Origin of the sequence: Aeromonas sp. ZOR0001, from assembly GCF_000801015.1 — a bacterium.
GTDB lineage: Bacteria > Pseudomonadota > Gammaproteobacteria > Enterobacterales > Aeromonadaceae > Aeromonas > Aeromonas veronii.
The window spans coordinates 1-10,247 of record NZ_JRJY01000010.1 but is presented as its reverse complement, the minus strand read 5'-3'; the positions used below and the strand labels follow the sequence as shown (position 1 = coordinate 10,247).

Sequence of the window (10,247 nt, the reverse complement as noted above, 5' to 3'; positions counted from 1 at the left end):
TTAAGAGGGGCGAAGTGTCTGGATCTTCAAGGGGCCAATCTAGATAGCTCTCATTTTCCTTTTAATAACAAATGAATAAAAAAAAGCCCCCGGCTCTGCTGGGGGCAAATCTGGCATGGCTTGTGATGAAATCAGTGGTTGATGCGTAATCCTTCTGCATCAAAAACGAGACAATGTTCGGGTGAGAAAAAGACATCCATCTTCTGGTAGGGGCTAAATGCGCTGTCGCCGGCAAGTAACAGTTTGAATCCATCGACGCCGCAGCACTGGCCAAACAGATAGGTACTGTTGCCCAGGCGTTCAACGACTTCACAGGTAAAAGTGAGGTGAATGCCTTGGCCGTTTGGCACAACATGCTCCGGACGCAGGCCCAGTGTCACTTCGCTGCCTTCTGCTACGTGAGAGGTGGCTATGGGCAAAGTCAGGATCTGTTGCTCACTGACTTGTACGGTCAGCTCATTTTCACTCCAAGCAAGCACTTTACCGGGCAGGAAGTTCATCTTGGGGGATCCGATAAAACCGGCGACAAACTTGTTGGTTGGTTTGTAGTAGAGTTCCATCGGAGAGCCCACCTGCTCTACCTTGCCGTAGTTCATGACCACGATCTTGTCTGCGAGGGTCATTGCTTCCACCTGATCGTGTGTAACGTAAATCATGGTGGTCTTGAGTTCCTGATGCAGCTTGGCGATATGTAGACGCATCTCCACACGGAGTTCTGCATCAAGGTTGGATAGTGGCTCGTCAAACAGGAACACCTTGGGGTTACGCACGATAGCTCGGCCGATGGCTACGCGCTGACGCTGCCCGCCGGAAAGTTGCTTGGGTTTACGGTCGAGCAAGTGGGAAAGTTGCAGTGTTTTGGCCACCATGCTGACCTGATGTGCGATCTCCTCTTTCACCACACCATTGACCCGCAGGCCATAGCCCATATTTTCGGCCACAGTCATGTGGGGGTACAGGGCATAGGATTGGAACACCATGGCCACCCCGCGATGAGCTGGGGCTACATCGTTGACCACCTGCTCATCAATCGCAATGTGGCCGTCCGAAATCTCCTCCAGACCGGCGATCATGCGCAGCAGAGTGGATTTACCACAACCGGAAGGACCGACAAAGACGGTGAACTCACCGTCTTCTACATCCAGATTCACATTATGTAGGGTCACATTGCTGCCAAAACGCTTGATCACATTGTTCAGTCTGATACTCGCCATGAGCTTTAACTCCTTGATAATAAATGCATTAGCTGCGAGTGCTGGGGCGGTCATACCCCTTCTGCGGCTTTTTTGCCCTGGGAGGGAGAAGGCGTTTCACACCGTTTCACTCTGTGGCTTTAGAGGGACTATATCAGGCTGGTGTAATCGGTTGCACAAAATGCTGTTTCTTTTGTGCATGAGATCACAGCCTTGATATGTGCTGCTGGCAGGCAGAGCAAGCACCGCTTACCGTAGAGGTATTCGGTGTAATCGTTACCTTTTTTGCTGTTCCAGTGCACCCGAAGACCTGTGCCAAGCAAAAATCAAGTGATAGAGCGTATTGCTCCGGATCTGATGTATGGGATTAAACCATTTATTTTTCATTGCATTAGGTGGTGGTTAGGTTGTGTCGTAGAGGCCAGACCAGTCCGGCGTGAAATGTGGCTTTGCTTTGTTTTACACCCGAATTGGTAACAATCTTCAGAAGTTACACCGACTGGATGGAATCGTAACACTCACTTTACCTACGTGGTCTGACAAGACCTGCTTTTACCTGAGTTGGGGACAAGGAAATTATATGAAAATCAACAAATTGACTGCTGCAATGTTGTTGTCTTTGGGCGTTATGGGGTTGGGCCAGTTAGCCCGCGCCGCTGACGGTGAACTTCTGGTGTGGGAAGACATCAAGAAATCAAACGGCATTGAGGAGGCTGTCAAGGCGTTCGAAGCCAAGCACAACGTCAAGGTGAAGATCCTCGAAACCCCGTATGCCCAGCAGATCGAGAAGCTGCGCTTGGACGGTCCGGCCGGTATCGGTCCGGATGTACTGGTACTGCCCCATGATCAGGTTGGTACTGCCGTGGTGCAGGGGCTCATCAGCGAGATCAAGCCGGGGGCCGACTACCTTGCTGGTTTCACCAAACCTGCGGTGGATGCCCAGACTTATGAAGGCAAGCTCTATGGCCTACCCAAGGCGGTCGAGACCATTGTCATGGTCTACAACAAGGACTTGTTACCCAAGGCTCCTGAGAGCTTTGACGAGCTGATCAAGGCTTCCCAGACCCTGCGCGGGGAGGACAAATACGGTCTGCTCGCCAAGTTTGACGAGATTTATTACTCCTATGGTGTAGTTGCAGCCATGGGGGGTTATATCTTCGGCCAGAACCCCAACGGTTCGCCCAACGTCAAGGATGTGGGCCTAGCCAACCAGGGCTCGGTCGATGCAGTGAGTCTCCTCAAGCGTTTCTACAGCGAAGGCCTTTTCCCGGCCGGTATCGTGGGTGAGACCGGTGCTAACGCCATCGATTCCCTGTTCACCGAGAAGAAGGCCGCGGCCGTCATCACTGGACCCTGGTCGTTCCAGCCCTACAAGGATGCGGGAGTGAACTACGGTGTTGCCCCGCTGCCGACATTGCCCAATGGCGAGCATATGCGCTCTTTCCTCGGCGTGAAAGGGTACAGCATCTCTACCTATTCCAAGCAGAAAGAGTTGGCACAGCAGTTCATCGAGTTCATCAACCAGCCTGAGTACGCCAAAGTCCGCTTCGAGAAGACCGGCGAGATCCCGCCCCTCAAGGCGCTGATTGACGATCCGCTCATCAAGAATGACGAGAAATCCCGTGCCGTGGCCATTCAGGCCGGTTTCGCTACTCCGATGCCGAGCGTGCCCGAGATGCAAGAGGTGTGGACCCCTGCCAACAGTGCACTGCAGCTTGGCGTGACTGGCAAGCAGGATGTGAAGGCGGCACTGGAAGGTGCAGTCAAGAACATCAACATGCAGATCGAAGTCAATCACTCGCAGCAATAACACAAGTTGGGCACAGGCCCAATTCGGGCCGGGCGGCGTTCGTGGCCGCCCGGGCTCTCAATGGAAAGGAGGTACATTGTGGTTGTCGATTCCGGATCGCTTACCCAGATCGGTACAAGAACCCATCATGCCAAGGTGGCCGCCCTGCTCTCGCTGATCCCGGGACTCGGTCAGTGGTATAACCGGCAATGGGTCAAGGGCACCCTGTTTTTCATCGTCATGGCCTGTTTCTTCGGCGTATTCCATGATTTTCTATCTCAAGGGTTCTGGGGGCTGTTTACCCTCGGTACCGAGTTGCCCCGGGACAATTCCGTCTTCCTCTTGGCCAAGGGGGTTATCAGCGTACTAGTGGCCATCTTTGGTTGCGCCATCTATTTCTGGAGCGTCCGTGATGCTTATGTTAACGGCGATCGCCGGGATCGTGGCGTAGCGCTGACCAGTGTGCGTAAGCAATACCAATTGTTGCTGAGCGAAGGTTTCCCCTACCTGATGATCACCCCGGGCTTTATATTGTTGGTATTCGTGGTGGTGTTCCCCATCATCTTTGGTTTCTCCATCGCCTTCACCAACTACGATCTCTACCACACTCCGCCTGCCAAGCTGGTGGACTGGGTGGGGATGAAGAACTTCATCAACATCTTCAAGCTCGATCTGTGGCGTTCGACCCTGCTCGATGTGCTGCAGTGGACCGTGATTTGGACGCTGATCGCCACCACGCTGCAATGCACGGTCGGGGTACTGCTGGCTATCCTAGTCAATCAGAAGGATCTGCGCTTCAAGCCGCTCATTCGCACTATCCTGATCCTGCCGTGGGCAGTGCCCGGTTTTGTCACCATTCTGGTCTTTGCCGGCATGTTCAATGAGACATTTGGTGTGATCAACAATGGCATCCTGGCTGCGCTTGGCATTGAGCCCAAGGCATGGATGACAGATCCCTTCTGGACAAAGACGGCCCTAATCCTGATGCAAACCTGGCTTGGTTTCCCGTTCGTCTTTGCCATGACCACCGGGGTACTGCAGGCGATCCCGGATGATCTCTATGAGGCCGCCACTATCGACGGCGCCAGCGCATGGCACAAACTGACTACCATCACACTGCCTCTGGTGTTGTACTCGATCGCCCCGATTCTGATCACTCAGTACACCTTCAACTTCAACAATTTCAACATCATCTACCTGTTTAACAATGGTGGCCCTGCTGTGGCAGGCTCAAACGCGGGTGGGACCGACATCCTGGTCTCCTGGATCTATAAGCTGACCATGTCATCGTCCCAGTATGCGATTGCGGCGAGCATCACCATCCTGCTCTCTATCTTCGTGGTCGGCATCGCCCTGTGGCAGTTCCGTGCGACCAATTCGTTCAAACAAGACGACATGGTGTAAGGAGACCCTGCCATGAGTGTCAAACACAGTCTGAAAAAGCGTAATGCCATTCGCCTGACCCTGAGCTACCTGCTTCTAGCCATGGTCGCGGTTATCATCATCTATCCCCTGATCTGGACGGTTGGAGCCTCTCTCAATCCGGGCAGCAGCCTGCTCAATACGTCGATCATCCCGGAAAACTTCTCCTTTATTCATTATCAGGAGCTGTTTGACGGTCGCATCGACTATGCAGCCTGGTACTGGAACTCGATGAAGATCAGTTTCCTGACCATGGCGTTTACCCTCATCAGTGTCAGCTTTACTGCCTATGCCTTCTCACGCTTTCGTTTCCGTGGGCGGCAAAATGGCCTGATGTTGTTCCTGTTGTTGCAGATGGTGCCCCAGTTCTCGGCCCTCATCGCCATCTTCGTGCTGGCCCAGATGCTGGGTCTGGTCAACAGCCACCTGGCGCTGGTGCTGGTCTATGTGGGCGGCATGATCCCGATGAACACCTATCTGATGAAGGGTTACCTCGATGCCATCCCCAAGGATCTCGACGAGTCGGCGCGCATGGACGGGGCGGGCAACTTCCGCATCTTCATCGAGATCATCATGCCGCTCTCCAAGCCCATCATTGCGGTGGTTGCACTGTTCTCCTTCACCGGCCCGCTTGGCGACTTCATCCTGGCCAGCACCATATTGCGCACCCCGGATCAGTTCACCCTGCCCATTGGTCTCTACAACCTGGTCGCCCAGAAGATGGGGGCCAGCTACACCACCTATGCAGCGGGAGCTGTGCTCATCGCGGTGCCGGTGGCCATCTTGTACCTCTCCTTGCAGAAGTACTTCGTTTCCGGTCTTACCGCAGGTGGGACCAAAGGTTAATCCGTTAAACAGGACGTTCGACATGAAAATCAAGAAGACGCTGGTGATGGCGGCGCTGCTCGCCACCGGCATGTTGGGTATGCAGGCCCACGTCGTGGCTGCCGAAAGTGTGGTGGTGCAACCAGTAGCGGTACCGCAGGAGTTCATCAAGGGGGCCGATGTCTCCATGCTGGCCGAAGTGGAGAAATTTGGTGGCAAGTTCTTCGATGCCAGCGGCAAGCAGCAGGATGCCATGGCCATCCTCAAGGAGAACGGCTTCAACTACATCCGCCTGCGCCTGTGGGTGGACCCCAAGGATGCCGACGGCAAGCCTTACGGCGGCGGCAACAACGATCTGGCCGCAACGATCGAACTGGCCAAGCGTGCCAAGGCGCACGGCATGAAGTTCCTGCTCGATTTCCACTACAGCGACTTCTGGACCGATCCGGGTCGCCAGAACAAGCCCAAGGCGTGGCGCACCATGTCGGTCGAGCAGTTGGCGGATGCGGTCTATGCCCACACCAAGGAGAGCATGGACGCCCTGGCCAAGGCCGGCGTGATGCCTGACATGGTGCAGGTTGGCAACGAGATCAACGGCGGCATGCTGTGGCCGGAGGGTAAGAGCTGGGGCCAGAACGGTGGCGAGTTTGATCGCCTGGCCACCCTGCTCAAGGCCGGTGTGCGTGCGGTGAAAGAGCACGGCAAGGATATCAAGGTGATGCTGCACCTGGCCGAAGGCACCAAGAACGACACCTTCGTCTGGTGGTTTGACGAGATAGCCAAGCGCGAGGTGCCCTTCGATATCATCGGGCTCTCCTTCTACACCTACTGGAATGGCCCCATCAGTGCCCTCAAGGCCAACATGGATGACATCAGCAAGCGCTATGGCAAGGATGTGATCGTGGTCGAGGCCGCCTACGGCTACACCACGGAGAACTGCGACAACGCCGAGAACAACTTTACTGCCAAGGAAGCGAGCGACGGTGGTTACCCGGCCAGCGTACAGGGGCAGGCCGACTTCCTGCGCGATCTGATCAAGAGCGTGGTGGCGGTACCGGACGGGCGTGGCAAGGGAGTTTTCTACTGGGAGCCTGCGTGGCTGCCAACCCCTGGTGCCACTTGGGCTACCAAGGCTGGGATGAAGTACAACAACGACGACTGGAAAGAGGGCAATGCCCGGGAGAACCAGGCGCTGTTTGACTGCTCCGGCCATGTGCTCCCCTCGATCAAGGTATTCAACTGACCCGGTTTCAACCGATAGGGCGACCGGCCATGGCCGGCGCCCCCTCGTTTTAGGAGATGTGTGATGTTCAAGTTTCCCCCGCTCAGTGAACGGGTGCCCGCCCTGCTGCATGGTGCTGATTACAACCCGGATCAGTGGCTGGATGATCCCCAGGTGTTCGAGCGCGATCTCGAGATGATGAAGCAAACCCGCTGCAACGTGATGTCGGTCGGCATCTTCAGTTGGTCTTCCCTGGAGCCACAAGAGGGGCGCTATGAATTCGGCTGGCTCGATACGGTGCTCGATCGCCTGCACGAAAGCGGTGTGTCAGTTTTCCTCGCCACACCAAGTGGTGCTCGTCCGGCTTGGCTTTCCCAGCGTTATCCCGAGGTGTTGCGGGTCAGCAAGGAACGTGTGAAGGCACTGCACGGTGGCCGTCACAATCACTGCATGAGTTCGCCTGTCTATCGTGACAAGGTGCGAGCTATCAACGGTGCCCTGGCCGAACGCTACGGCCATCATCCCGGTGTCATCGCCTGGCACATCTCCAACGAGTACGGTGGCGAGTGCCACTGCGAGCTTTGTCAGGAGCGCTTTCGTGACTGGCTCAAGGCTCGTTATGGCAGCATAGAAGCGCTCAATCACGCCTGGTGGAGCAGCTTCTGGAGCCATACCTACACCGACTGGTCACAGATCGAATCCCCGTCTCCCATCGGCGAGAGCTCGATCCACGGCCTCAACCTCGACTGGAAGCGTTTCAATACCGCCCAGGTGAGCGATTTCTGTGCCGAGGAGATCAAGCCCTTGAAGGCGGCCAACCCGAGCCTGCCGGCCACCACCAACTTCATGGAGTACTTCTACGACTATGACTACTGGCAGTTGGCCAAGGAGATCGATTTCATCTCCTGGGACAGCTACCCCCTCTGGCACAACAGTGGCGATGACTCGACCCTGGCGGCGTACACCGCCATGTATCACGACCTGATGCGCACTCTCAAGGGAGGCAAACCTTTCTTCCTGATGGAGTCGACCCCGAGCCTGACCAACTGGCAGCCCATCAGCAAGCTCAAGAAGCCTGGAATGCATATCCTATCCTCCTTGCAGGCGGTAGCCCACGGCTCCGACTCGGTGCAGTACTTCCAGTGGCGCAAGAGTCGTGGTTCGGTCGAGAAGTTCCACGGCGCCGTGGTCGATCACGTTGGTCACATCGATACCCGGGTGGGCCGCGAGGTACAGGCACTAGGCGAGATCCTGGCCAAGTTGCCAGAGGTCGCGGGCAGCCGCGTCGAGGCCAAAGTGGCCATCATTTTCGACTGGGAGAGCCGCTGGGCCATGGACAATGCTCAGGGGCCGCGCAATGCCGGCCTCTTCTACGAGAAGACGGTAGCCGAGCACTACCGCCCATTCTGGGAGGCAGGGGTGGCGGTGGATGTCATCAATGCCGACTGCGCGCTTGATGGCTATGACCTGGTTATCGCCCCCATGCTCTACATGGTGCGCGATGGCTTTGCCGAACGGGTTGACGCCTTTGTCAAACGAGGCGGGCAGTTCGTTACCACTTACTGGAGCGGCATCGTCAACGAGACCGATCTCTGTCACCTGGGGGGATTCCCAGGGCCGCTGCGCCCGGTCCTTGGGATCTGGGCAGAGGAGATAGACGGTCTCTATGACGAGGAACGTAACGCCGTCTCGGGTTTTGCCGGCAACGAAGCCGGACTCTGCGGCCCTTACGAAGTCACTCACCTTTGCGATCTCATCCACCTGGAAGGCGCGAGGGCCCTGGCCAGCTATGACGGTGACTTTTATGCCGGACATCCGGCGGTGACGGTCAACGAGCACGGGACAGGTCGCGCCTATTACGTCGCCTCGCGAAATGATCTGGCGTTCCAACGCGACTTCTTTGGCCATCTCATCGAGACCCTGGCTCTGCCGCGTGCCTTGCCAGCCTTGCCGGAGGGGGTCACCGCCCAGTGTCGCACCGACGGTGAGCAGGTGTTCGTATTCGTGCAAAACTTCGCCAACGCCGAGCGCCTGGTCACTCTGCCGGGTGGTCACAGTGACATGGTGAGCGGTGAGGCGCTGAGCGATTTACTGGTGCTGCCTCCATTCGGCTGCCGGGTGCTGCGTCGCGCCTGTTGATTGCGGGGCGGAGCCAGTGGCTTCGCCCTCTTTTTTACGTTTAGGAGACTCAAATGGTCAAGATGCAGGACTTCAAGCGGCTGTTCGCCGCGGCCCTCGGCCACAAGGAGGAGAAATCGGCCGAGGCACCGCTCTCCGGGCTGGACGAAGCGGCCATCACCGCGCTCATCGCTGCCTTTGGCGGGCGCGACAACATCGTGGGCTTTGACGCCTGCCTGACCCGGCTGCGGGTCAGGGTCAATGCCTTGCAGCCGGTCGACAGCGAGGCGCTGCAGCGTCTCGGCGCCATAGGCGTCATCATCATCGGCGACGAGGTGCAGGCTATCTTCGGCAAACGCTCGGACAACCTGCGTCGTGATCTCGGTCAGTGGTTCGAACTGCACGAGCCGGAGCAGCACTAGGATGCGCCCCCCGCTGAGCTGGCCACTGTTGGTCATGCTGGGAGCCATCAGTGCAGGGGCTGGTGCCGCTCCTCATAACCTGGCCATCCGAGGGGCGGATGTCTCCACCCTGGCCGAACTCGAGCGCCTGGGCGTTCACTATCAAGACGGAACGCGGCAGGGGGATTTGCTAACCCTGATGCGCAAGCGTGGCCTCAACCTGGTACGCCTGCGGCTGTGGGTCGATCCCCGTTCGGCCAAGGGGGAACCCTTTGGTGGTGGCAACAATGACTTGGAAAAGGTGATTGCACTGGCGCAGCGAAGCCGGTCCCTCAACCTGCCCTGGTTGCTCGATCTTCATTACAGCGACTTCTGGGCCGACCCTGGCAAGCAGCACACGCCACGGACCTGGCGAGGCAAGTCGGATGCAGAGTTGGCGGCAATGCTGCACGATTACAGCGCCGCCGTGATACAACGCCTGCGCGAGGCCGGGGTGCCACCGCAAATGGTGCAGGTCGGCAACGAACTCAATAACGGCATGCTGTGGCCGCAGGGGCAACTACACCGGCAAGAAGAAGAGGAGGGGTTCGATCGATTAGCCCAGTTGCTCAAGGCGGCCATCGCCGGGATCCGTGCTGGCAGCGAGGGGGGTATCACCCCACGACTGATGCTACATCTTGCTGAAGGAGGGGATGAGGCTCAGTGCCTACGCTGGTTCAAGGCGATGCAGGTACGCGATGTGCCGTTCGATCTGGTGGGTATCTCCTTCTACCCATATTGGCACGGATCTCTGGGCGACCTCTCGCGCACCATGAACAGCCTTGCCACCCAAATCAGGCGTCCGCTGCTGGTCGTTGAGACCGCCTATGGGCATGACACCGTCAACCAGGACGAGGTTCGTAACGCCTTCGGTGAGCAGGAGGCCGTACGCGGCGGGTTTGCTGCGACGCCCGAGGGGCAACTAGCGTTTCTCGATGCACTGCGTGCTGCTATTGCCGCAGTGCCGGATCAGCTCGGGCTCGGGTTTGTCTATTGGGAGCCGGGCTGGATCCGGGTCCCCGGCGACAGTTGGGCCAGTCGCGCTGGCATGGCGTTCCTCGGGATAGATGAGCCCCTCGGCAATGGCTGGGAGAACCAGGCCCTGTTTGATCGGGAGGGCAGAGGACTGCCGGCGTTGGCCGCCTTTGTCCTGACCCGCTGACTATTTCACATTGAAGAGATGACAACAGCACAATGAAGATTGACATGAAAAAGACCAAAATTGTCTGCACCATCGG

At 57.3% G+C, this 10,247-nt stretch carries 8 protein-coding genes; 7 read left to right on the top strand and 1 reads right to left on the bottom strand.

Annotated features, from left to right (window positions below):
- Positions 1-131: 131 nt before the first annotated feature.
- Positions 132-1,214: an ABC transporter ATP-binding protein gene (locus tag L972_RS02050; protein ID WP_042080906.1), complete on the bottom strand. Its 1,083-nt coding sequence runs from the start codon at positions 1,212-1,214 to the stop codon at positions 132-134.
- Positions 1,215-1,773: 559 nt separating this feature from the next.
- On the opposite strand from L972_RS02050, the gene L972_RS02045 reads away from it, so the two are divergent.
- The 7 genes from L972_RS02045 to L972_RS02015 all read left to right on the top strand — a co-directional run bounded on the left by L972_RS02045 (position 1,774) and on the right by L972_RS02015 (position 10,171).
- The gene (locus tag L972_RS02045) at positions 1,774-3,003 is read left to right on the top strand and encodes an extracellular solute-binding protein (RefSeq protein WP_042080907.1); all 1,230 of its coding nucleotides are present in this window, start codon (positions 1,774-1,776) and stop codon (positions 3,001-3,003) included.
- Positions 3,004-3,081: 78 nt separating this feature from the next.
- On the top strand, positions 3,082-4,386 hold the full coding sequence (locus L972_RS02040; protein ID WP_042080908.1) for a carbohydrate ABC transporter permease: 1,305 nt from the start codon (positions 3,082-3,084) through the stop codon (positions 4,384-4,386).
- Between the two features lie 12 nt (positions 4,387-4,398).
- The gene (locus L972_RS02035; RefSeq protein ID WP_042080909.1) at positions 4,399-5,250 is read left to right on the top strand and encodes a sugar ABC transporter permease; all 852 of its coding nucleotides are present in this window, start codon (positions 4,399-4,401) and stop codon (positions 5,248-5,250) included.
- A gap of 22 nt (positions 5,251-5,272) precedes the next feature.
- On the top strand, positions 5,273-6,472 hold the full coding sequence (locus L972_RS02030; protein ID WP_047434901.1) for a glycoside hydrolase family 53 protein: 1,200 nt from the start codon (positions 5,273-5,275) through the stop codon (positions 6,470-6,472).
- Between the two features lie 63 nt (positions 6,473-6,535).
- Positions 6,536-8,590, top strand: coding sequence for a beta-galactosidase (locus tag L972_RS02025; RefSeq protein WP_042080910.1), 2,055 nt, complete (start codon positions 6,536-6,538; stop codon positions 8,588-8,590).
- A 53-nt stretch (positions 8,591-8,643) separates the two neighbouring features.
- Positions 8,644-8,991 carry a glucose PTS transporter subunit EIIB gene (locus L972_RS02020; protein WP_042080911.1) on the top strand — a complete coding sequence of 116 codons (348 nt, stop codon included), beginning with the start codon at positions 8,644-8,646 and terminating at the stop codon, positions 8,989-8,991.
- Position 8,992: 1 nt separating this feature from the next.
- The gene (locus L972_RS02015; RefSeq protein WP_042080912.1) at positions 8,993-10,171 is read left to right on the top strand and encodes a glycoside hydrolase family 53 protein; all 1,179 of its coding nucleotides are present in this window, start codon (positions 8,993-8,995) and stop codon (positions 10,169-10,171) included.
- Positions 10,172-10,247: the final 76 nt, after the last annotated feature.